21 protein-coding genes and 1 riboswitch are annotated in these 20,912 nt (G+C 75.9%); of the genes, 8 read left to right on the plus strand and 13 right to left on the minus strand.

The annotated features are described in order from the left end of the window. Positions 1–616, minus strand: a 616-nt coding sequence (locus AB6N24_RS10405; protein WP_412869335.1) for a hypothetical protein, incomplete at its 3' end; no start/stop codon positions are given. Between the two features lie 163 nt (positions 617–779). Further along, positions 780–1,328 carry a type 1 glutamine amidotransferase domain-containing protein gene (locus AB6N24_RS10410; RefSeq protein WP_412869336.1) on the minus strand — a complete coding sequence of 183 codons (549 nt, stop codon included), beginning with the start codon at positions 1,326–1,328 and terminating at the stop codon, positions 780–782. Between the two features lie 104 nt (positions 1,329–1,432). On the opposite strand from AB6N24_RS10410, the gene AB6N24_RS10415 reads away from it, so the two are divergent. Then, entirely contained in the window at positions 1,433–2,230 is a 798-nt protein-coding gene (locus AB6N24_RS10415) for a CPBP family intramembrane glutamic endopeptidase (RefSeq protein ID WP_412869337.1), read from the plus strand. Between the two features lie 12 nt (positions 2,231–2,242). On the opposite strand, the gene AB6N24_RS10420 is transcribed toward AB6N24_RS10415, so the two are convergent. The 3 genes from AB6N24_RS10420 to AB6N24_RS10430 form a co-directional block, all read right to left on the minus strand. Further along, the gene (locus AB6N24_RS10420; protein ID WP_412869338.1) at positions 2,243–2,926 is read right to left on the minus strand and encodes a DNA alkylation repair protein; all 684 of its coding nucleotides are present in this window, start codon (positions 2,924–2,926) and stop codon (positions 2,243–2,245) included. Between the two features lie 105 nt (positions 2,927–3,031). Beyond that, on the minus strand, positions 3,032–5,083 hold the full coding sequence (locus AB6N24_RS10425; RefSeq protein WP_412869339.1) for a flagellar hook assembly protein FlgD: 2,052 nt from the start codon (positions 5,081–5,083) through the stop codon (positions 3,032–3,034). A gap of 96 nt (positions 5,084–5,179) precedes the next feature. Continuing rightward, the gene (locus AB6N24_RS10430; RefSeq protein WP_412869340.1) at positions 5,180–5,398 is read right to left on the minus strand and encodes a hypothetical protein; all 219 of its coding nucleotides are present in this window, start codon (positions 5,396–5,398) and stop codon (positions 5,180–5,182) included. A gap of 262 nt (positions 5,399–5,660) precedes the next feature. On the opposite strand from AB6N24_RS10430, the gene AB6N24_RS10435 reads away from it, so the two are divergent. The 4 genes from AB6N24_RS10435 (at position 5,661) to AB6N24_RS10450 (ending at position 10,192) form a co-directional block, all read left to right on the plus strand. After that, the gene (locus AB6N24_RS10435) at positions 5,661–6,275 is read left to right on the plus strand and encodes a DJ-1/PfpI family protein (protein WP_412869341.1); all 615 of its coding nucleotides are present in this window, start codon (positions 5,661–5,663) and stop codon (positions 6,273–6,275) included. Beyond that, positions 6,272–6,811: a MarR family winged helix-turn-helix transcriptional regulator gene (locus tag AB6N24_RS10440; RefSeq protein WP_412869342.1), complete on the plus strand. Its 540-nt coding sequence runs from the start codon at positions 6,272–6,274 to the stop codon at positions 6,809–6,811. Before AB6N24_RS10435 ends, AB6N24_RS10440 begins: the two co-directional genes overlap by 4 nt. A gap of 331 nt (positions 6,812–7,142) precedes the next feature. Further along, positions 7,143–9,659, plus strand: a complete 2,517-nt coding sequence (locus AB6N24_RS10445) for a lysylphosphatidylglycerol synthase domain-containing protein (protein ID WP_412869343.1) — start codon at positions 7,143–7,145, stop codon at positions 9,657–9,659. 95 nt (positions 9,660–9,754) lie between these two features. Beyond that, positions 9,755–10,192 carry a VOC family protein gene (locus AB6N24_RS10450; protein WP_412869344.1) on the plus strand — a complete coding sequence of 146 codons (438 nt, stop codon included), beginning with the start codon at positions 9,755–9,757 and terminating at the stop codon, positions 10,190–10,192. A 52-nt stretch (positions 10,193–10,244) separates the two neighbouring features. On the opposite strand, the gene AB6N24_RS10455 is transcribed toward AB6N24_RS10450, so the two are convergent. Both AB6N24_RS10455 and AB6N24_RS10460 read right to left on the minus strand, forming a co-directional pair. Continuing rightward, positions 10,245–10,769: a Rieske (2Fe-2S) protein gene (locus tag AB6N24_RS10455; protein WP_412869345.1), complete on the minus strand. Its 525-nt coding sequence runs from the start codon at positions 10,767–10,769 to the stop codon at positions 10,245–10,247. 154 nt (positions 10,770–10,923) lie between these two features. Further along, positions 10,924–11,091 (minus strand): hypothetical protein, encoded by a 168-nt coding sequence (locus tag AB6N24_RS10460; protein WP_258725417.1) that lies wholly within the window; start codon positions 11,089–11,091, stop codon positions 10,924–10,926. 17 nt (positions 11,092–11,108) lie between these two features. Then, a riboswitch (cyclic di-GMP riboswitch) is annotated at positions 11,109–11,184 on the minus strand. A gap of 531 nt (positions 11,185–11,715) precedes the next feature. Between AB6N24_RS10460 and AB6N24_RS10465 the strand changes: the two genes are divergently transcribed. Both AB6N24_RS10465 and AB6N24_RS10470 read left to right on the plus strand, forming a co-directional pair. Next, positions 11,716–12,549 carry a phosphotransferase enzyme family protein gene (locus tag AB6N24_RS10465; RefSeq protein ID WP_412869346.1) on the plus strand — a complete coding sequence of 278 codons (834 nt, stop codon included), beginning with the start codon at positions 11,716–11,718 and terminating at the stop codon, positions 12,547–12,549. Between the two features lie 198 nt (positions 12,550–12,747). Then, on the plus strand, positions 12,748–13,077 hold the full coding sequence (locus AB6N24_RS10470; RefSeq protein ID WP_412869347.1) for a hypothetical protein: 330 nt from the start codon (positions 12,748–12,750) through the stop codon (positions 13,075–13,077). Here the strand turns inward: AB6N24_RS10470 and AB6N24_RS10475 are convergent. Together AB6N24_RS10475 and AB6N24_RS10480 are read right to left on the minus strand one after the other, a co-directional pair. Next, entirely contained in the window at positions 13,014–15,092 is a 2,079-nt protein-coding gene (locus tag AB6N24_RS10475; protein ID WP_412869348.1) for a penicillin-binding transpeptidase domain-containing protein, read from the minus strand. The two genes, AB6N24_RS10470 and AB6N24_RS10475, sit on opposite strands and share 64 nt — an antisense overlap. A gap of 191 nt (positions 15,093–15,283) precedes the next feature. Next, a complete protein-coding gene (locus tag AB6N24_RS10480; RefSeq protein ID WP_412869349.1) occupies positions 15,284–15,850 on the minus strand; it encodes a TetR/AcrR family transcriptional regulator in 567 nt (188 codons plus the stop codon). A gap of 85 nt (positions 15,851–15,935) precedes the next feature. Between AB6N24_RS10480 and AB6N24_RS10485 the strand changes: the two genes are divergently transcribed. After that, on the plus strand, positions 15,936–16,400 hold the full coding sequence (locus AB6N24_RS10485; protein ID WP_412869350.1) for a VOC family protein: 465 nt from the start codon (positions 15,936–15,938) through the stop codon (positions 16,398–16,400). A 56-nt stretch (positions 16,401–16,456) separates the two neighbouring features. Here the strand turns inward: AB6N24_RS10485 and AB6N24_RS10490 are convergent, their stop codons facing one another. From AB6N24_RS10490 to AB6N24_RS10505, 4 genes are read right to left on the minus strand one after another with little or no spacing between them, the layout of a single operon-like run. After that, complete coding sequence (locus AB6N24_RS10490) at positions 16,457–16,819, minus strand: cupin domain-containing protein (protein WP_412869351.1); 363 nt, start codon at positions 16,817–16,819, stop codon at positions 16,457–16,459. 8 nt (positions 16,820–16,827) lie between these two features. Continuing rightward, entirely contained in the window at positions 16,828–17,853 is a 1,026-nt protein-coding gene (locus tag AB6N24_RS10495) for an alpha/beta hydrolase (protein WP_412869352.1), read from the minus strand. Positions 17,854–17,857: 4 nt separating this feature from the next. After that, on the minus strand, positions 17,858–19,312 hold the full coding sequence (locus tag AB6N24_RS10500) for an MFS transporter (RefSeq protein ID WP_412869353.1): 1,455 nt from the start codon (positions 19,310–19,312) through the stop codon (positions 17,858–17,860). Between the two features lie 18 nt (positions 19,313–19,330). Next, positions 19,331–20,773 carry an MFS transporter gene (locus tag AB6N24_RS10505; RefSeq protein ID WP_412869354.1) on the minus strand — a complete coding sequence of 481 codons (1,443 nt, stop codon included), beginning with the start codon at positions 20,771–20,773 and terminating at the stop codon, positions 19,331–19,333. Between the last annotated feature and the right edge of the window lie 139 nt (positions 20,774–20,912).

Below are 20,912 nucleotides of genomic sequence, written 5' to 3' on the forward strand. Positions count from 1 at the left end.
GCCCCGGACCGGACGCGCCGGCCACCGGCTCCTCGCCGGGGCGCGGCGGCGTGCGGTGCGCGTGCGACGCGGGCCGCAGGACCTCGTCGAGCACCGGGGAGATCGCGGGTCGCGCGTCGAGGGCGTGCAGCGCCGCGGCCCGGGTGGTCACGACGCCCAGCGCCACGAGCCGCAGCAGGTGCAGCGTGCGGAGCGCCGCGGTCGGGATGTCCAGCCGGCCGCCCGCGCCCGGGCCGGTCGCGTGCGCGACGTAGAGCGCGTCCCACAGCGCGTCCACGACCGGGGCGTCCGGGTCGACGTCGTTCAGTCCCGCCGCCGTCACGAGGTCCGCGGCGGGCAGCGGGACGTCCGGGTCGAGCGCCCGGCACGCGTCCACGAGCACGCGGCGCGCGTCGGCGAGCGGACGGAAGGGCGTCAGGTCGACCTGCGCCCACGCGCGGAGCGCGACCTCGGGCGAGGACGCGTACTGCCGGGCGGCCTTCGCGAGCTCCTCGAGCCGCGCCGGGTCGCCCGCACGCCGGTCCCGGACGACGCCGAGGCGCCCCTCCTCCTCGGAGGCGAGCCGGACCGGCCGGACGGCGACGAACTTGAGGATGTCGGACGACGAGGGAGCCATGTTCGAGGGCACCAGCGCGGCCCGGCCGCGTCAACGGTCCACGGCGGGGCGCGGCCCGCTCGGGCACCGATCGTGCGCCATCGGGAACGGGCGCACCGGACGGCGACGGCCCCGCCGCGCACGTGCACGCGGCGGGGCCGTCGTCGGCGTCGAGCACCCCGGGTCAGGCGGTCTGCTCCGCGTGCTCGCCCTCGCCGATCTCCTCGACGAGCTTGGCGTTGAACGCCGGCAGGTCGTCGGGCACGCGGCTGCTCACGAGCCCGGAGTCGACGACGACCTCCTCGTCGACCCACGTCGCGCCCGCGTTCGTCAGGTCCGTGCGCAGGCTCGGGTAGGACGTCAGGGTCCGGCCGCGCAGGACGTCGGCGTCCGTGAGGATCCAGCCGCCGTGGCAGATCACGCCCACGGGCTTGTGCTGGGCGAACACGTCGCGCACGAACGCGACGGCCTTCTCGTCGAGGCGGATCTTGTCGCCGTTCGCGACGCCGCCGGGCAGCACGAGCGCGTCGAAGTCCGTGGCGGCCGCGTCGGCCGTCGTCCGGTCGACCTGCGCCTCGTGGCCGTTCTTGCCGGTGATCGTGCCGCCCTCGGACGACACGAGCACCGCGGTCGCACCGTGCTCGGTGACCGCCTGCCACGGGCTCGTCAGCTCGCTGTCCTCGAAGCCGTCCGTGGCCAGGAACGCGACCGTCTTGCCGGTGAGGTGGGACATGCGTGCGGCTCCTCTCGCTGGGGTGTGCGGTCCTTCGACGGTAGGCGCGCCCGCGCGCGACGGCACCCGGAGCGACACCCCGGGCGACCACCTACCCTCGGACCATGACGACGGCACCGGGGACCGCGCCCGCGCCGTCGTTCCCGGCGCTCCGGCGCCGGCTCACGACCGAGATCTGGATCGTGCTCGGCCTCTCGCTCGGCCGCTCGGGCGTCTACGCGGTCGTCAACATCGTCGCGCGGCTCACCGAGGGCACGCCGCTCGCCGAGCAGTCCGCGACGCTCAACGCGAGCCGCTCGCCGCGCCCGTACCTCGACCTGACCTACCAGCTCCTGAGCATCGGCTTCGCGCTCCTGCCCGTCGCGCTCGCGCTCTACCTGCTCTCCGCGCACGGCCGCAGCGCGGTCCGGCGCATCGGGCTCGACGGCACGCGACCCGGGCGCGACCTCGGCGTCGGCGTCGGGCTCGCCGCGCTCATCGGCATCCCGGGCCTCGCGCTCTACGCCGCCGGGCGAGCGCTCGGCGTGACCGTCGAGGTGCAGGCGTCGGCCCTGAACGCCGCGTGGTGGACCGTCCCCGTGCTCGTCCTCGCCGCGCTGCAGAACGCGCTGCTCGAGGAGGTCATCGCCGTCGGCTACCTGACCGAGCGCCTGCGCGAGCTGCGCTGGCGGACGCCCGCGATCATCGCCGCGAGCGCCCTGCTGCGCGGCTCGTACCACCTCTACCAGGGCTTCGGGCCGTTCGTCGGGAACGTCGTCATGGGGGTCGTGTTCGCCGAGTACTACCGGCGCAGGCGGCGGGTCATGCCGCTCGTGGTCGCGCACACCGTGCTCGACGTCGTCGCGTTCGTCGGGTATGCGCTCGTGCCCGCGGAGTGGCGCGACGCGCTCGGGCTGAGCTGACGGGCCGGCCCCTCAGCCCTGGCGGCGGACCATCTCCCCGATCCAGATCGGCGCGTACGGCGACGTGCAGCCGGGCGGCGTCGGGTAGTCCTTGAGGACCTCGAGCCGCTCGCCGATCGCGAGCGCACGGGCCCGGAGCGCGGGGTGGTGGATGCCGATCATCGCGAGGCACTCGTTCATCGCCCACTGCAGGTTCTCGGGCGCGTCCTTCATGTGCGCCTCGACGAGGTCGAGCAGCCCCGGGAGGTCGAGGCCGTCGGGCGCCTTGGCGACACGGTCGCTGGTCAGGGCCCAGCCCGAGCCCGCGACCGCCGGGTCGGGGTCGTCGAACCACGCCGTGCGCAGCTGCTCGACGTGCGGGCTCTTCTTGACCACGTAGCCGACGAGCCAGTCCCGCACCTTCGGCACCCGCGCGTCCCGGAGCATCGCGTCGAGCTCGGCGGCGGAGAGGTCCTTGGGGCGGCAGACCAGGATCGCGACGAGCCGGGCCGCGGTGTCGCCCGTCGCCCACAGCTCGAGCGCGAGGTCGTGCTGCGTCCTGAGCCGCTTCGCGACCGCACGGAGCTGCGTGAGGTTGACCCCGTGGTCGTCGCCGTGGCGCTCGTTGACCGCGCGGATGCGGGGGTCCTCGAGGGCCGCGAGCTCGGCGCGCACCTCGTCGACGCTGACCTGGGGTGGTGCGGTAGGTGCCGCCACGGTGACCTCCTCGTGCTGGGTGTGGTCCCAGCATGCACGGCGGTGCGGCGGGCGTGCGGCGGCACGCCCGGCGCACGCGGGGGTCGGCCGCGCGGGCGGGCCGGGTCAGCCGAGGCGGCGCCGCAGCCGCGCGGCACCCACGAGGGCGGCACCCACGGCCACCATGCCGAGCCCGACGAGCCCCGGGGTGACGTCGGTCCCCGTCCGGGCCAGCGCCGACGTGCGCCCCTCACGGGAGACCGGCGCGCGGGTGCCCGGGTCGGGCCGGACCGCGGACGGCGCGCCCGGCCGGGCGGACGGAGCGGCGGGGTCGACCGGCGCCACCGGAGCGGCAGGCACCCCGGGGACGGCCGGGTCGACCGGGTCCACCGGGTCGGCCGGGGGCGCCGGGTCCTGCGGAGCCGGCTCCGGGGCGGCGGGGACCACCACCACGACCGAGGTCCGCGCCTCGCCGGGGACGTAGGACCACAGGTCGAGCCCCTTGGCGTCACCGAAGCTGCCGGTGCACTGCGTGTTGGTGTTGGCACCGCCGCCGGCGCCCGCGCCGAACGCCCGCTGGGTCGAGGTCGTGTCGAAGCCGACGTCGGGGTCCGCGACGGCGACCGACGGGCGCGAGCCGACGCCCGCGCACAGCAGCTCGCCCGGGGTGCCGACCGCCACGCCCGCGCTCGTCACGTACCCGCGGTCGTCGTAGAAGGCGCGCGTGCAGTTCGTGCCCGTGCTCACCTCGCCCGTGAACGGGCACACGCCGCCCGGCGGGTTCTCCAGCGTGATGCTCGGGCCGCCGCGGAGCGCGCTCTCCACGTCGAGGATCGGCGCGTGGTACTCCCCGCCGCGCAGCGTCGCCCGCACCGGGTACTGCCCGGCCGGGAACGCGGCGCCCGTGTTGTCGAGGCCGTCCCAGGCGACGTCGTGCGTCCCCGCGCCGACGAACCCGCGCAGCACACGGTTGCCGGGAGCCCCGGGGTCGAAGTCGGCGCCGTCACGGGAGAGGACGATCTCGTAGGCCCCGGCGGTGCCCGTGCTGAAGCGGAGGCCACCGCCCCGGCCCTCGAACGCGACGTCGCCGCCCGCCGATCCCGCGAACCCGAGCGGTCCCATCGCGGGCTCGGCACCCTGCGTGGGGATCCCGAGCGCGGCGAGCGTCTCGGGCGCGAGCGGCTCGACCGACACCGGGTACTCGGCCCGCGCCAGGTGGACGCCGCCGACCGTGTCCGTCAGCGTCTGCTGGTTGCTGCCCGAGCCGAGCACGTCGCGGTGCAGCGGGGTCACGCCGTCGGCGTCGTAGAAGCCGACGGAGTTGCCGTAGAAGACGAAGCCGAAGGGGTCGAAGGACCGGGTGGAGACCCGGTAGCGGAAGCCGTCGGTCGTCGTGATGTACGTCGAGAAGTCGGTGGGGCGGTCGCTGCCGCCCGTGAAGCCCGCGTAGACGTAGGTGAACGCGCGCCCGGGCAGGTCGGCGGTCGAGGCCGGCGCGGCCGGTCGCACGGTGAGGTCCCACGCGGCGACGGTCGTCGAGCTCTCGGCCTGCGCGACGACGCCCGTCCCGACCTGGGCGCGCGTGGGCACCCCGCCGGAGAGCGCGCCGCCGGGGCCGACGGAGCCGTAGAACGCGACGCGGTGCAGCCCGGTCGTCGTGACGGTGTGGACGCAGGGCACGTAGCCGTCCGGGTTCGCGGTGCCGTCGACGGACCGCGCGCCGGCGAGCTCCTGGGTGCGCGACGAGATCAGGCCGAGCGCGGGGTCGCCGCTCGCCTCGCGCTGCGCCGCGCAGCTCGAGGAGGGAGCGGGCAGCGTCGCCGCCTCGGTGTCGGTGACGACGCCCGGCTCCCACACGACGACGTCCGCGAGCCCGGGCGCGACGCCGAGCGCCGACGAGCCGAGGAGCAGCTGCTCGCCCTGGCGCGCGAACACCGTGAACAGCGTCCGGCGGACGATGTGGGTGCCGTCCGCGGGCCCGTAGGTCGCGACGTTCCACTCGATGGGCGCGCGGCACCCGGCGCCCGTCCCGGTCCCGCACACGGCGTCGTCGGGGAACAGGTCGCCGCTGCCGGTCGCGGCGGCGGGGGCGGCGGTGAGCCCGACGCCGAGGGGCAGCGCGAGGGCGGCCAGGGTGAGCAGGATCCGGTGCCGGCGGAGCGGTCGAGGTCGAGGCATGCCCTACCCTCACCCGGACCACCGAATCCCGTCCAACCGGTCAGTTGTCCAGGTCAGCGGCCCGGAGCGCGGCCGGGACCGTCCGGTGAGCGACCCTCAGCCGACCCGCGAGAACCGCGATCCGCCGTACTTCTTGTGCACCGCCTGCTTGCTGACACCGAGCATCGTCGCGATCGACGCCCACGGGATCCCCGCGACGCGCGCGCGCCGCACGACGACGGCCTCGCGCCGGTCCGCCTCCCGCCGGAGCTGCGCGAGCGCCGCCAGCGCCTGCAGCGGGTCGTCCCCGTCCGCCTGCCGCACGAGCATGCTCATGTCGACCTCCTCCATGTCCGCCTCCGGCTCCGTCGGTCAACCTGGGTTGACGCCATCGACGCTAGGCGACAGCGGTGGTCGGAGTCAACCTGCGTTGACTCGGAGCCGGGGCCGGCCGGCCGCGCGAGACCCGGGGCGCCCCCACCGCACCCCCCCCCGGCACGGGCGCCCCGCACGCTCCACGCGCCCCGCACGGCCACTGTTGACAGCATCCTGTCAATCTCTTAGGTTTGACAGTACGCTGTCAACCAAGGAGGACGACATGGGAACCGTGGTGCTGTACGGCCTGGACACGATGGCCGACTGGGAGTACGCGTACCTGACCGCCGGGCTGACCGTCGCCGCCGAGCAGGGCGACGACCGCTACCGCTTCGTCACGGCCGGCCCCACCGGGACGACGCAGGTCACGACGACCGGCCGGCTCCGCGTGCTGCTCGACACCCAGTTGGACCAGGTCCCGTTCGAGGACATCGCCGCGCTCGTCCTGCCCGGCGGCGAGTCCTGGGGCGAGGGTCACGAGCAGGTGCTCGGCCTCGCCCGCCGCTGCGTCGACGCGGGCGTCCCCGTCGCGGCGATCTGCGGCGCGACGCTCGCGCTGGCCCGCACCGGGCTGCTCGACGACCGCGAGCACACGAGCAACGCCGCCGACTTCCTCGCGCGCGTGCCCGGGTACGCCGGGCACGCGCTGTACCGCGAGGCGCGCACCGTCGTCGACCGCGGCGTCATCACCGCCCCCGCGACCGCACCCGTCGACTTCGCCCGCGCGGTCTTCGAGGCCCTCGAGCTCTTCCCGCCGGCGATCACCGAGGCCTGGTACGGGCTCTACACGACCGGCGAGCGGCGCTTCTACGACCAGCTCTCCGGCGCGGGCGCGTGACGCGACGCACCCCGGCGGGCGGCGCGGGCGGTGCGGGCGGTGCGGACGATCGGCCCGGCGACGCACCGCCGGGCCGCTCCCCCGCGGGCGACGCGCTCACCGCCCTCGTCCTGCCCGTGTTCGAGCTCGACGGCGAGCTGCTCGCCGCCGCGCGCGACATCGCCGAGCCGGCCGGGCTCACCCCCGCGTGGTGGCAGGTGCTCGGCGCGACGCTCGACGAGCCGCTCACCGTCTCGGACGTCGCCCGGCGCGTCGGACTCGGGCTCGCCCGCCAGAGCGTCCAGCGCACCGCCGACCTGCTCGTGGAGAAGGGCTGGGCCCGGTACCTCGACAACCCCCGGCACGCGCGCGCCCGGCTCCTCGAACCGACGTCGCGGGGGCGGGAGACGCTGCTCCGCCTGCGCGAGGCGCAGCACGCGTGGGCCGACGCGGTCGGCGCGGCCGTCGGTGTCGAGGAGCTGCGCGCGTTCCGGGCGACCGCGGAGCGCATCGCGGCGGCCTCCCGGGCGTACCGGGAACGGCAGGCCCCGCGGTAGCGACGCACGGCCCCGACGCTCGGACCTCTCCCGCGGCGAAGTCCACCCTCGCCCCGCGGGACGGCGCGCGTACGGGGCGCAGCTCCGCGTCGTCGCCGTGAGCCCCCGGGGGCCCGTCCTGATCCCGACACGGAGGCGGGGCGCTGCTGCGGACCGTGCGCCCGCGGTCCCGACCCGGGTCCCGCCCCTGAGCCGACCCCGAGCGCGACCCGACCGGGGTAGTCCCCGCGACCGACCCAGGTCGCGCGGCCGTCCTCCTCGGGGCGCAACTTGCCCCGGCGCACGTGAGAACGCCGGGGCCCGGGGGGACCCGCTGCCTACACTCGCCGGTATGCCCGAGCTGCCGACGACCGCCCGCCTCGGTCTCGGCCCGTCGCCCGACGACGACGCCGACCGCCTCGCCGGCGTCGAGATCGTCGACACCCCCGCGGTCCGCGTGCACCACCCCAGCGACCTCCTGGGCGTGGTCGTCGCGACGCTCGGCATCGCGCTCGTGCTCGTCGCCGCGACCTACGCGCAGAACACCACGACGGGCGTCGCCGAGGACGTCCAGGGCTTCCGGTCGCTCCTCGGGCAGATCCTCATCTTCCCCGTGACCGTGCTCGAGCTGGTCGTGGTCGTGCTCGCCCCCGTCGCGGTGCTGACCGAGCTCGCGGTCCGACGGCTCGGGCGCCAGCTCCTGGAGGCGCTCGCCGCGGCGCTCGGTGGGCTGCTGCTGTGCATGGTGCTCGGCTGGGCGGTGCACAGCTTCGGTCCCGAGGAGCTCGTCACCGGGATGTCGGTGCGGCTGCGCAGCGGCGAGTGGGTGCTCACCATCCCCCCGTACGTCTCCCTCATCGCCGCGCTGCTCACGACGGCGGGCCCTCGCACCCGGCGCCGCACGGTCGCGTGGTCGTGGAACCTGCTGTGGGTCTGGGTCGGGGTCGTGCTCATCACCGGCGCCGTGTCGCTGCCCGGTCTCGCCGTGGCGCTGCTCGTCGGGCGCGTCGCCGGGCTCGGGGTGCGCTACCTGTCCGGCGTGCGGTCCGAGCGCGCGTACGGCGTGAGCCTCGTCGACGGCGTGCGGCGCGCAGGCTTCGAGCCGGTCCGCATCGCCCGCGTCCCCGACGCGGACACGGACGCGGAGGACGCCGACGGCACCGCTGCGGCCGCGGGGCCGACGACGGCCGCCCGCGCGATCGCCCGGTACTCCGACCACCGGGTCTACGAGCTCGCGACGGCCGACGGGCAGGACCTCGACGTCGTCGTGCTCGACGGCGACCGCCAGGTCGTCGGCATGCTGTCCCGGCTGTGGCGCTCGCTGCGGCTGCGGGGGCTCGACGGGCGCTCGGTCGTGTCGCTGCGGCAGGCCGCCGAGCGTGCCGCGCTGCTCGCCTACGCCGCCCGCGCGGCCGGCGTCCGGACCCCCCGCCTGCTGAGCATCTCCGAGGCCGAGGACTCGATGCTGCTGGTCCAGGAGGCACCCGGGACCGCGCGCCCGCTCGCGGACCTCGACGCCGAGGACATCACCGACGAGATGCTCGAGGAGGTCTGGGCGCAGCTGCGGCTCGCGCACGGCGCCGGGATCGCGCACCGTGCGCTGACCAGCGACGTCGTGCTCGTCGACGTCGTCGTCGGGCGTCCCGTCGTGTGGCTCGTCGGCTGGGAGCAGGGCGACGTCGCGTCCTCCGAGCTCGCCCGCCGCATGGACGTCACCCAGCTCGTGGCCCTGCTCGCCCTCCGGGTCGGCGCGACGCGCGCCCTGGAGTCGGCGTCGCGGGTGCTGCCCGACGACGACATCGCCGCGGTCGGCCCGCTGCTCCAGACGATCGCCCTCCCCCAGCGCACGCGCGACGAGATGCGCGCCCACAAGGAGGTCCTCGCCGAGCTCCGGTCCGCGCTCGTGCAGCGGCTCCCCGAGGCGGACGTGCACCCCGAGCAGCTCGTGCGGTTCGGGGCCCGCACGCTGCTGACGATCTTCCTCACGACCGTCGCGGTCGTCGTCGTCCTCACGAGCATCAACGTCGACGAGATCACCGACGCGGTCAGCGAGAGCGACTGGCGCTGGAGCCTCGTCGCGTTCGGGCTCGGCCTGCTGACCCTGTTCGGCGCGGGGCTCGCGTTCGTCGCGTTCTCGCCCGTGCGGCTGCCGGTGTGGCGCGCCACGCTCGTGCAGACCGCGGCGACGTTCGTCGCGCTCGCAGCCCCCGCCGGGATCGGCCCTGCCGCGCTCAACCTGCGGATGCTCACGCGGCGCGGGGTGTCGACGTCGCTCGCCGCGGCGACGGTCGCGCTCGTGCAGGTCTCCCAGTTCGTCGTGACGATCCTGCTCCTGCTCGGGCTGTCCGTCGCGTCCGGGACCCAGCAGGCATCTCCGTTGCCCGCGTCGCCGCAGATGTTCCTCGCGATCGGGATCCTCGCGCTGCTCGTGGCCTCGACGCTGCTCGTGCCGGCGGTGCGCGCGTGGGTCGCCTCGAAGACCCTGCCGATGCTGCGTCAGACGTGGCCGCGGCTCATCGAGGTCGTCGGGCAGCCCCGGCGGCTCGCGCTCGCGTTCGGCGGCAACGTGCTCATGACGATGGGCTACGTGCTCGCGTTCGACGCGGCCCTGCAGGCGTTCGGGCAGGACGTCTCGCTCGTCCAGGTCGCGCTGCTCTACCTCGCCGGGAACACGGCGGGCTCGCTCGTGCCGACCCCGGGCGGCCTCGGCACCGTCGAGCTCGCGCTGACCACGGGCCTGACGTCCGTCGGCATCAACGCCGGTGTCGCGGTCTCCGTGGCGTTCCTCTTCCGCGCGCTCACGTTCTGGCTGCGGATCCCGATCGGGTGGGCGGCGATGCGGTACCTGCAGCGCAAGGGCGAGCTGTAGCGGCCGGTCGCGGAGGGCGGCTCACCCCGTGGTGCGCGTCGGACCCCCTCGGTAGCGTCGGGACCCCGAGGGCGGCCGACGAGGTGGGAGCAACCATGGCGCTCGAGTTCCAGGTGACCTTCGACGCGGCCCGGCCGCGCGAGCTCGGCCAGTTCTGGGGAGAGGTGCTCGGCTACGTCGAGCAGCCCGCACCGGAGGGGTTCGCGTCGTGGGACGCGTTCCTCGACGCGCAGGGCGTCCCCGAGGGCGAACGGAACTCCGCGTACTCCGTCGTGGACCCGACGGGGAGCGGCCCGCGCCTGCTGTTCCAGCGCGTGCCCGAGGGGAAGACCGCGAAGAACCGCGTGCACCTCGACGTCACCTGCGGGGGCGGGCGGGGCGTCCCGCTCGACGAGCGACGGCGCCGCGTCGACGAGCGCGCGGCGGAGCTCGTCGAGCACCACGGCGCGCGGCGGATCGGCGACGGCACCGAGCCGGGGGGCTACTGGGTCGTGCTGCAGGACCCCGAGGGCAACGAGTTCTGCCTGCAGTGAGCCCGCGGCGCCCGCGGCGGGACGGCCGACGCGGCCACCGGCCGAACACCGCTCAGGCGGCGACGACCTCGCCGTCCACGACCTCGACCGGGAAGTCCGCGAGCGGCTCCTCGGCCGGACCCACCGTGACCGAGCCGTCCTCCGTCGAGAACACCGAGCCGTGGCACGGGCACACGAGCGCCTCGCCGTCGGCCACGACCGTGCAGCCCTGGTGCGTGCAGACCGCGACCAGCGCCACGACGGTGCCCGCCGTCGGCTGCAGGAGGAGCAGCGGCACGTCGTCGGGCCCCGTGACCGCGAGCGCACCGCCGACGGGGACGTCCGCGAGCTTCGCGAGGACCCCCGAGCCGCTGCCGGCCGACGCCCCACCCGCCGGGTCGGCGGGCTCCTGCCCCGTGCCGGACGGGCCGGCGCACGCGGCGAGCGCGAGAGCGGCGGCCCCGAGCGAGGCGGCTCCCGCGCCGCGGAGCACGCTGCGGCGCGTGAGCCCGTGGCACGCATCCCCGCACGCGCCCGCGGGGTGCGCGGCCCGGTCGGACGCCGGCTCGGTCGACGTCGGGTCGGTGGTCTGCGTCATCGTCGGACTCCTTCGCGCGGTGGGCTCACGGGTACCCAACCACGGGGACGACGGCCGTGGAGACGACGGCCGTGGAGACGACGACGGCCGTGAGACGACTCAGGGCAGCACGCGGGTGCGTGCTGCCCTGGTTCGGGAGAGGAGCGGGGTGCGCTCAGGCGGCGTACTCACGCTGCGTCGGCACGAGGTCGTGACGCGCGGAGCGGACGGCGGCCATGCGGGCCCACGAGGCGAGGCGCGCGGCGGGCGCGGTGTCGCGGTCGGGGCGGGGCGAGTCGGTCTCGGCGGGCTCGTACTGGCCGAAGAATCCACGCTGGTCCATGAGGCACATCCATTTCGTTCGGTAGCCCGGCTGACCTGCGTGGGTCCCGTGGCTTTGCGTCCCCTCCTTGCGGAGGGTTTGCCTGTTCGCTGACAGAGGAGACATTAGAGGACTATGAGAGCGCGTGGAAGCCCCTCGTGCCACTCGAAGCCGGACATAGCCCCGTTTCACCCGCTCGGCGCACGGCGCGCCTGCGTGACGTGCGACAACGATGTCGCCCGGTCGTGGAGTCGTTCGTGCTGTGACTCATGTCACACGGGAGTCACTGTGAGATCGGGGCCCCTGCCGGACATCTCCAGGTGTCGGACCGCTCGGCGCGGTCCGACCGGGGGACGTGGTGCGGACGGCCCGCAGGGGGGACCGTCCGCACCACCCCCCACCACCGCCACCGCGACCCGGGTCTGCGGTGCCCCCGGCCTCCGCAGCCACAGCTGTCACGCCGACTCGAGGGGCGCCGCGGTCGAGGCGTCGCTGCGGTCGAGGCGTCGGCGCGGTTGGTGCGACGCCGCGGTCGGCGCGGTTGGCGCGGTTGGCGCGACAGCGCGGTCGGCCCGACGCCGCGGTCCGCGCGACGCCGCCGCGGGCTCGTGGGAGACGTCGGGCCGGGCTCGGTAGCCTGCCGGGGTGGACGCCGACGAGCCGGAGCTGGTCCTCGCTGCCGACGGCGTCACGCACGTCGTGCGCCGCGGCGACACCGTCCGCCGCCCCGTGCGGCCCTTCAGCGCGACCGTCCAGGCGTTCCTCGCGCACCTGCACGCACGCGGGTTCGACGCCGCCCCGCTCCCCCTCGGTTACGACGAGCAGAGTCGCGAGGTGCTCTCGTTCGTCCCCGGCGACGTCCCCGTGCCGCCGCTGCCCGACTGGGCCGTGTCGCTCGACGCGCTCGCGACGCTGGCCCGCCTCGTCCGCCGCGCGCACGACGCCGCCGACGGCTGGGAGCCGCCCGCCGACGCCGTCTGGGGCGACCTGCCGGGCGGCCCGGCGACCCGGCCGGCACCCACCGACGGGGCACCGCCCGGCGCGCCGCCCGAGCCCGTGCTCGTCGCGCACCAGGACTACTGCCCCGGCAACGTCGTCTTCCGCGACCACCGGCCGGCCGCCTTCATCGACTTCGACCTCGCCCGGCCCACCACACGCGTCGCCGACGCGGTCAACGCCCTGCACTGGTGGGCGCCGCTGGCCGACCCGGTCGACCGCAGCCCCGCGCTGGCCGACGCCGACGCGGCCGAGCGGGCGCGGGTCTTCGCCGACGCCTACGGGATGACCGCCGAGCAGCGCGCCCTCGTCGTCCCGCGGGCGCTGTGGCGCGCGCGCCGCTCGACCGCGAGAATGCGCGCCGCGGCGGAGGTCGACCCCGTGTTCCGCCGCTGGTGGGACGAGGGAGTCAAGGACCGGGGACCGCGCACGGAGCGGTGGCTCACCGCCGAGGCACCGCGGATCGCCGAGCGGCTGCGCTGAGGCCGACGGACCGTGGCCGGCTCACGGCCGGACCAGACGCGTGCGCGCGCTGCGCCGCCCCGGACCGGTGGGCGGCGCCCGGCAGCCGCGCTCCGGCTCCGTGGAGCGACCGCGTTCCGGTCCCGAGGAGCAGCCGCTCCGGCTCCGCGGAGCCCGTGCGCCCGGGCGCGACCTCCCGGACGCTGCGAGACTGCCGGGATGGGCGCCGGGCCGACCGACTGGGTGAGCGGGGAGCGCGTCTTCGCGCCGCCCACCGGCACCGTCGACGTCGACTGGCTCGTGCCGGCCGTCCTCGAGGCGGTGCCGTCCGCCGCCCCCTCCGATGCACGCACGGCCCTCGCGGCCGTGTGGACCGCACGCCGCGCCGGAGAGGCGGCACCGGCGGGTGACGAGCTCGCCCGCGTCGCGCAGACGGTCGTCGACGAGGCCGTCGCGCTGTTCCGCGCCGGACCGGCACATGCGGGTCAGCCGCCGTGGACCGCCGCCAGGAAGGCCTCGAGCAGCGGACCGGACGTCGTCGAGCCGTAGTCGCCCACCTCGACGAAGACCGCGACCGCGAGGTCGTCCTGGACCGCGATCATCCAGGCGTGGTTCTGCAGCGCGTCCGCGGCGCCGAACTGCGCGGTGCCGCTCTTCGCGAGCACCTCGCCGCCGGGCTCGTCCTGCAGGAAGTCCCCGCCGCCCTCGGTCACGAACGCGCGCATGAGGCCCCGCAGCGCCTCGGCCTCGGCGGCGGTGAGCGGCACGGGCGTCGCCGAGCTCGCGGCAGCGGCCTCCGAGGGTGCGGCGGACGCGCCGGCGTCCTCGGTCCCCGCGGCGGGCGCCACGGCCCCACCCTCGGGCGGGACGACGAGGCGCGGGGTCACGAGCGCGCCCGCACCGACGGACGCGGCGACGCGGGCCATCGCGAGCGGCGACGCCTCGGTGCGGCCCTGCCCGATCATCGACGCCGCGTGGTCGGTGCCCTCGGACTCCGCGGGGACGGACCCGAGGAACGCCGGGAAGCCGACGTCGGCCGCGGCCCCGAGCCCGAGCGACGCGGCCGCCGACGCCAGCGCCTCCTGCGGGACCTGGTCGCGCGCGCCGATGAACGCGGTGTTGCACGAGTTCGCGAGCGCCGAGCGCAGCGGGATGTCGCCGATCGCGCTCGCCGGGTAGCCGGGGTAGTTGCGGAACTCGCGACCCTCGACCGCGACGGTCGGCGGGCAGCTCAGCGTCGAGTCCGGGGTCAGCCCCGCCCGCAGCAGCGCGAGGGACGTCGCGACCTTGAGCGTGGAGCCGGGCGCGTACTTCCCGACCGTCGCGGTCGACAGCCCCGCGCTGCCCGGACCGCTCGCGGCCACGAGCACGTCGCCCGTCGAGGGGCGGAGCGCGACGATCGCGGACGGCACCTCGATCGGTTCGAGGATCGACTCGGCCGCGTCCTGCAGCCGGACGTCGAGCGTCGTCACGAGCGGCTGACCGGCGACCGGCTCGGAGCGGAACAGCTCACGCTCGGCCCCGCCGTCGGCCGCGACGGCGACGACCGCGAGCCCGGGCAGGCCGCGCAGCTGTGCGTCGTACTGCCGCTGCAGGCCGCTCAGCCCGGCGACGTCCCCGGCCGCGACCGCCCCCTGCGACTCCTCGACGATCTCGGCGGTCGCCTCGCCGACGGTGCCGAGGAGCGGGCGCGCGAAGCGGCGGGTCGGGGCGAGCGGCAGCGTGCCGGCCACGACGTTGACGCCGGGCAGCTCACCGAGCGCCGCGGGGTCGTACGCCGGGTCACCGGACCGCACGACGATCGCCTGCACGAACGCCTTCTCGCCCGCGGCGGCGACCTGCGCGGCGTACGCGACCGGGTCCATCTCGAGGGCGGTCGCGAGCCCCTCGGCGGCGGCGGGCTGCTCGGGTGCGGCGACCCGCGTCTTGTCGATGCCGATGCGGAACACGTCGCGGCTCGTGACGATGGGCTCGCCGCCGGCGCCGAGCACGTCGGCGCGGGCCGCGGGCGTGCGCCGCACGGCCAGCGTCTCGCCGGGCACGAGGTCACGCGCCAGGAGGTACGTCGACCAGGCCGCCGTCCACTCCTCCTCGCCGCGCGTCAGGCGTGCGGTCGTCTTGTAGGTCCAGTCGGTGTCGCTCGCGTCGACGTCCCACGTGAAGGTGAGCGTCGCCGTCGCCTGGTCGGGCTCGTCCTTCGTGACCTGCGCCTCCGCCGCGGTCACCGTGGGCTGCCAGGGCGCGAGCCCCTCGAACGCCGCGGTGCGCTGCGCGGCGGCCTCCTCCGCGGTCGCGCCGGTGATGGGCACGCCGTCGAACGTGCCCGTGGTCAGGGCCTCCGCGAGCGCCTCGGCGGCGACGTCCGGGTCCGGCCCCTCGGGGGTGCACGCCGTGACCGACCCGAGCGCGAGCACCGCGCCGAGCACCGCCGCCCACCGCCGGCCCGCCGGTCCGCGCCCGCCGTCCCGCCGCCCGGCGTCCCCGCCGCGGCCGGGCTGCTCCTCGTCGGCCCTCGCGGCCGCCCTCGCCCGGTCCTGCACACCACGCTGCACCACGACGCCCACGTCGGATCCCTTCGGCCCCCTGCGGCCGCGCGGCTGCCTCCGTGCGGTCCGCCCGTCATCCTGCCCGATCGGGCGGCCGTTTCCGGCGGGAACGACTGCCGAGGCCGCGCGGGTCGCGCGACGGGCCGGCGGCGGGACGCCTCGCCGCGGGGCCGGCCGACGGACCGTCCCGGTCGGCCGGTCGGTCGGTGTCAGCGCCCGCTCGCCCGCAACCCGCGCAGGACGTGCCGCAGCGTCGCGAGCGCGACCTCGGTGCTGCCCCCGTCCGCGAGCCAGAGCGCGAGCTCGTTCATCGCGCCGCTGAGCACGGCCGTCGCCGCGCCGACGTCCACGGCGAGGTCGTCGAGCGCGTCGAGGCCCTCGCCGAGCAGCCGCTGGGAGCCCTGCGCGTCGAGCCTGCGCCACTCCTGCCAGCCGAGGACCGCGGGACCGTCGGTCAGCAGCACGCGCCGGACGTCCGGGGCGAGGCTCGCCTGCAGGAACGCGACGCAGCCCGCCTCGAGCGCGTCCCACCCCTCGCCCGTCGCGGCGGCGGCCACCGCGGCGGCCACGGACGCGTGCACGTCGGCGAGGACCGCGACGAAGAGGCCCTGCTTGTTCTCGAAGTGGTGGTAGACGGCGCCGCGCGTGACCCCGGCAGCGGCGGCGACCTCGTCGAGGCGCAGCGCGGCGTACCCGTCGCGCACGAGGAGACGGCGGGCCTGGGTGCGCAGCTCACGCTCGGTCCGTTCGCTGGCCTCGCGGCTGGCTCGTGGCATCCTGCCCACCCCCTCGATTTACGTGCACCGTGTATGTATCGTAGCCGTCGTCGATACGTACACGGTGCACGTAAAGGAGCGTCCGATGGTCACGAGCATCTACCCCGTCCTGATGAGCGACCGCGTCGCCGAGACGGCGGAGTTCTTCCGCAGCGCGTTCGGGATGGAGGTCGCGTTCGAGAGCGACTGGTACGTCTCGCTCCGCGCCGGCGCGTGGGAGCTCGCCGTCGTCGACGGGGCCCACCCGACCGTCCCGCCGGCCCACCGGGGGACGGCGAGAGGGGTCCTCGTCAACATCGAGGTCGAGGACGTCGACGCCGAGCACGCCCGGCTCGTCGGCGTCGAGGGCCGCCGGGTCGCGCTCGACCTGAGGTCCGAGGACTTCGGGCAGCGCCACTTCATCCTCGTCGCGCCCGGCGACGTGCTCGTCGACGTGATCCAGCCGATCCCGTTCACCGGACCGTACGAGGGGCTCGACGCCCCTGCCGAGCCCGCCCGCGCCACGCCGGTCACGCAGCCCGCCGCACGCGGCGAACGGCCCACGAGCTGAGCCGCGGCCTCACCGGCCGTCGGTCCGCCGGCCTACCGCCCGACGCCCGGAGGCCGTCAGCTCGTGCGGGCCTCGCGCTCCTCCGCGGGCTCGTCGATCCCCGTGACGGTGGTCAGGAGGAACACCGAGTCCTCGACGGCCGTGACGCCGTGCCGCTCGTGCGTGATCTGGTGCAGGGAGCCCGTCGGCAGCGTGACGTCGTCGTCGCCGCTCGACGAGGTGACCCGGACGAGCCCGTGGAGCACCTGGAGCGTCGCCGCGTGCGGGGCGTTGTGCTCGCCGAGCTCCTGGCCGGCCGCGAGCGCGATGACCGTCTGGCGGAGCTCGCCGTCGTGCACCACCCGCTCGGCGCTGCGCCCGTTCGGTGCCTGCTGCGCGGCCTCGAGGTGTCGCCAGGTCAGGGTCTGCAGGTCGGGCATGTCGCTCCTCAGGTCGTCGTGCGCTCCATGCTGGCCGTGCCGGCGGGCGTGCGCCACTCCCGCGACCGGGCGTCGAGCCAGCCGAGGACGACCGCGAGGTACGTGTCGCGGGCGGGCCGGGCGGACAGCGCGAGGTCGTGCACGGCGCCCTCGATCGGCTCGTACGTCACGTCGGCGCCGAGCAGCGGGGCCCGGTACGCGATCTGGCGGACGTCGAGCACGGTGTCGGAGCAGCGCAGGTCCGGGTTGTCCTCGCTGTTGGGGCCGCTGCGCGCCGCCGAGCACACGAGCACCGGGACCCGGACGTCGAGCCCGCGCGAGAGCCGGGCGTGACCCCGCCGGACGGCCCGCAACCAGCCGGCGCGCGGCGGGTAGCCCCCGGGCGGCTTCAGCGCGAGGTCGTACTCCCACTCGCCGCCGTTGCTCACGTGCAGGCTGCGCGAGTAGGCCGACGGACCGCCGCCGATGACACGGTGCGGGTCGAGCGGCCCGAGCGCGTCGAGCACGCGGGTCGAGACGACCCGGTCGAACCAGTGCGCGTTGAGGTCGAACCACGGCGAGTTGAGCACGAGCGCGTCGAGCAGGTCCGTCTCCCGCACGCTGTGCGCCCAGAGGCTCGCGGTGAGCCCGCCGGTCGAGTGCGCGTTCACCACGAGCCGGTCGTGCCCGAGCTCGTCGCGCAGGACCCGGGCCGCGAGCGTGAGGTCCTCGGCGTACTCGCGCAGGTCGGAGCAGTAGTGCGGCGTCGTCCAGGGGCGGATCGAGCGCCCGCAGCGCCGCAGGTCGAGCGCGTAGAACGTGTACCCGTGGGCCTCGAACGCCGCGGCGAGGTGGGTCTGGAAGAAGTAGTCGTTGTAGCCGTGCACGTACAGCACCGCGGGGCCGCGCCGGACGGGGTCCCCGGCGGGTGGGGCGTCCTCGGCGGGCGGGGTGCGGCGCACGAGGGTCGCGACGACCGGGCCGTCCGCGTCGGCCCCCAGGTCGAGCGTGCGCGCCTGCCAGCCCGGGAGGGCGTCGGGCTGCCAGTCGGTCACGGGGTCATCGTGCCCCGTCCGGGGCGTCACCGAGCGCGGAACCCGACGGACGGGCGGAGCCGGACGCGTCCCGGCCGCCGACCTTCACGGGGAGCAGCAGCACGAGCCCGAGCAGCAGCACGGCCATGATGCCGAGCACGCCCCAGTACTGCTCCCCGGCGATCGCGATGGTCGTCGAGAACGCGAACGACGCGAGGAACCCCGCCGCGCGACCGGTCGTCGCGTACAGCCCGAAGAGCTCGCTCTCGTGGCCCTCGGGGCTCAGGCGGGCGAGCAGCGAGCGGCTCGCGGACTGCGCGGGCCCGACGAACACGCACAGGAGCAGCCCGAAGACCCAGAACGCCCCCTGGCCCGCGTCGTGCAGCAGGAACACCGCGGTGCCCGCGACCACGAGCCCGACGAGCGAGCCCACCACGACCGCCTTGGGACCGATGCGGTCGTCGAGCCAGCCCGCGGCGATCGTCGCGAGCCCGGCGACGACGTTCGCGGCGATCGCGAACTGGATGACCTGCCCCGCGGAGAACCCGAACGTCGTCGAGGCGATGATCGCGCCGAACACGAAGACGCCCGAGAGCCCGTCACGGTAGACCGCGCTCGCGACGAGGAAGCGGACCGTCGGGCGGCTCGTGCGCCACAGGCGGACGACGTCGGCGGCGAGCGACCGGTACGCGGCCACGACGCCGCGGCGCTCCGGCCGGCCCTCGACCGGGAGCTCGGGGACCGCGAAGAACACGGGCAGGGCGGAGATCCCGAACCAGATCGCCGAGACCAGCACCGCGGCGCGGATGTCGAGCCCGTTCTCGCTCGTGACCCCGAACCAGCCCACGTCCGGGTCGATGAACCCGACGAACAGGATCAGCAGCAGCACGATCCCGCCGACGTACCCGGCGCCCCACCCGATGCCGCTGACCTTGCCGACGGTCCCGGGCGTCGAGACCTGCGCGAGCATCGCGTTGTAGTTGACGCCCGCGAGCTCGAAGAACACGTGCCCGACGGCCAGCAGGAAGATCCCGAGCAGCAGGTTCTGCTCGAGCGAGGCCGGGTCGGGGGTGACGAAGAACATCGAGATGCTGATGAGCACGGTGATCGCGGTGTGCACGCCGAGCCACCGCTTGCGCCGCCCGGTGCGGTCGGCGCTCGAGCCGGTGACGGGCGCGAGCAGCGCGATCAGCACCCCGGCGCCCGCGAGCCCCCAGCCGAGCCACGCCGAGTGGTCCGCGAGGGCCGCGTCCAGCAGCGCGTTCGCCGGTCCCTCGCCGCCCGCCTCCGCCTCGGCGGCCGCGACGGTCGCCGGGTCGACGAACGCGTCGGAGGTGATCCACCGCGTGAACACGAACGTCGTGATGACGGCCTGGAACGCGGCGGACCCCCAGTCCCACAGCGCCCACGCGAGCACGCGCCGACGAGGGACGGGGACGGGCGCCGTCGCCCGTGGGGTGTCCTGCGAGGTGTCCGCCACGCGCGCAGCGTAGGTCGTCTACTCGTCCAGCGGGAGACCTTGGCGTTCCGGGAGGGTGAACGCGCCGACCGCGGCGACCACGAAGACGGCGGCGAAGACCCCGAAGAGCAGCGCGGTGCCGCCCGCGTCGCGCAGGAACGGCACCGCGAGCGGGGCGAGCACCGAGGCGATCCGCCCGAAGCCCGCCGCGGCCCCGGCGCCGGTCCCCCGCATCGTCGTCGGGTACAGCTCCGGGGTGACGGCGTACAGCGCACCCCACGCCCCGAGGTTGAAGAACGAGAGCAGCATCCCGGTCACGAGCACGCCCTGCTCGGTGTCCGCGGACGCGAACAGCGCGGCGGCCACCGCGGAGCCGACGAGGAACGTGGACAGCGTGGGCCGCCGCCCCCACACCTCGACGAGCACGGCCGCGGCGGCGTACCCGGGGAGCTGCGCGAGCGTGATCCACAGCGTGTACTCGAACGAGCGCACGAGCGTGAACCCGTCGGCCACGAGGATCGTCGGGAGCCAGATGAACGCGCCGTAGTACGCGAAGTTGACGGTGAACCACACGACCCACAGCGCCACCGTGCGGCGGCGGAGCGACGGCGTGAACAGCTCGGCGAGCCTCGTCCCGCGCGCCGCCGGTCGCGGCGGGCTGGTGGGGGTGCCGTCGGGCACGACGGGGTCGGACTCCTCGGCCGACGGTCGTCGCGGGCCCGGCACCATCGGCTTCGGGGTCCACGACCCGCCCGGGGTCGTCGTCGCGCGGGCCACGAACGCCGGCGCGGGCGCGACGCCGGCGGACCGCTCGAACCGGGTCACGACGGCCTCCGCCTCGACGACCCGGCCGCGCGACTCGAGGAAGCGCACCGACTCGGGCAGCACCGTGCGCACGACCGCGGAGTACAGGGCGGGGAGCGCACCGATCGCGAGGGCCCAGCGCCACCCGTTCTCGGACGCGGGCACGACGAAGTACCCCACGACGGCCGCGAGGCTCCAGCCCACGGCCCAGAACGCCTCGAGCGCGACGACGACCCGGCCCCGGATCCGCGGCGGCGCGAACTCGCTCACGAGCGTCGACGCGACCGGCAGCTCCGCGCCGAGCCCGAGGCCGACGACGAGCCGCAGCACGATCAGCGCGGCGACGGACCCCGCGAGCGCCGACGCGCCCGTCGCGAGCCCGTACACGAGGAGCGTGAGCGCGAACACCGAGCGCCGCCCGACGCGGTCCGCGAGCAGCCCGCCGAGGCTCGCGCCGAGCGCCATCCCGACGAACCCCGCCGACGCGATCCACGACAGCTCCGTCGGCGACGCACCCCACTGCACGGCGAGCTGCGCGAGCACGAACGAGATGAGCCCGACGTCGAGCGCGTCGAGGGCCCACCCGGCGCCCGAGCCGAGCAGGAGGCGCAGGTGCTCGCGCGTGAAGGGCAGGGCGTCGAGACGTTCGGTCCGGGTGGGGGCGGGCGGCGGGGTCATGGGTCTCCTTCCCGGTCGCTTACCTTCCACCGCGGGGCCGACGCGCACAACTCGCCGACCGGGTGCCGAGCCGGGACGCGCACACCGCCCGGGGACTGCCGGGCGGTGCGCGCGTCCGTGCTCAGCCGGGCCCGCGTCG

The sequence above is a fragment of the Cellulomonas jepli genome, assembly GCF_047229345.1.
In the GTDB taxonomy this organism is placed as follows: Bacteria; Actinomycetota; Actinomycetes; order Actinomycetales; family Cellulomonadaceae; genus Cellulomonas_A.